The 1,405-nt window shown below is 48.4% G+C and carries 1 rRNA gene; it reads left to right on the forward strand.

From position 1 onward, the window contains the following. Positions 1 to 1,298 (forward strand): 16S ribosomal RNA (locus tag PTQ34_RS08785); the annotation flags it as partial. Between the last annotated feature and the right edge of the window lie 107 nt (positions 1,299 to 1,405).

Consider the following 1,405-nt stretch of genomic DNA (forward strand, 5'->3'; position numbering starts at 1 on the left):
TCGGTGTAGGATGAGACTATATTGTATCAGCTAGTTGGTGAGGTAATGGCTCACCAAGGCTATGACGCATAACTGGTCTGAGAGGATGATCAGTCACACTGGAACTGAGACACGGTCCAGACTCCTACGGGAGGCAGCAGTAGGGAATATTGCTCAATGGGCGAAAGCCTGAAGCAGCAACGCCGCGTGGAGGATGACACTTTTCGGAGCGTAAACTCCTTTTGTTGGGGAAGAAATTTGACGGTACCCAACGAATAAGCACCGGCTAACTCCGTGCCAGCAGCCGCGGTAATACGGAGGGTGCAAGCGTTACTCGGAATCACTGGGCGTAAAGGACGCGTAGGCGGATTATCAAGTCTTTTGTGAAATCTAATGGCTTAACCATTAAACTGCTTGAGAAACTGATAATCTAGAGTGAGGGAGAGGCAGATGGAATTGGTGGTGTAGGGGTAAAATCCGTAGAGATCACCAAGAATACCCATTGCGAAGGCGATCTGCTAGAACTCAACTGACGCTAATGCGTGAAAGCGTGGGGAGCAAACAGGATTAGATACCCTGGTAGTCCACGCCCTAAACGATGTATACTAGTTGTTGCTCTGCTAGTCAGGGCAGTAATGCACCTAACGGATTAAGTATACCGCCTGGGGAGTACGGTCGCAAGATTAAAACTCAAAGGAATAGACGGGGACCCGCACAAGCGGTGGAGCATGTGGTTTAATTCGAAGATACGCGAAGAACCTTACCTGGGCTTGATATCCTAAGAACCTCTTAGAGATAAGAGGGTGCTAGCTTGCTAGAACTTAGAGACAGGTGCTGCACGGCTGTCGTCAGCTCGTGTCGTGAGATGTTCGGTTAAGTCCGGCAACGAGCGCAACCCACGTATTTAGTTGCTAACAGTTTGGCTGAGCACTCTAAATATACTGCCTTCGTAAGGAGGAGGAAGGTGTGGACGACGTCAAGTCATCATGGCCCTTATGCCCAGGGCGACACACGTGCTACAATGGCATATACAATGAGACGCAATATCGCGAGATGGAGCAAATCTATAAAATATGTCCCAGTTCGGATTGTTCTCTGCAACTCGAGAGCATGAAGCCGGAATCGCTAGTAATCGTAGATCAGCCATGCTACGGTGAATACGTTCCCGGGTCTTGTACTCACCGCCCGTCACACCATGGGAGTTGATTTCACTCGAAGCGGGGATGCTAAACTAGCTACCCTCCACAGTGGAATCAGCGACTGGGGTGAAGTCGTAACAAGGTAACCGTAGGAGAACCTGCGGTTGGATCACCTCCTTTCTAGAGTACAAATGAATACTCTCTCACAAGGTATTCATCAGCTGATATTTTTCAGCATTTTTAAAAAATAATGCTTGGTTAGAGCTTGTTTAGATTTCAGGGATTGA

The sequence above is a fragment of the Campylobacter magnus genome (genome assembly GCF_028649595.1).
Classification (GTDB): domain Bacteria; phylum Campylobacterota; class Campylobacteria; order Campylobacterales; family Campylobacteraceae; genus Campylobacter; species Campylobacter magnus.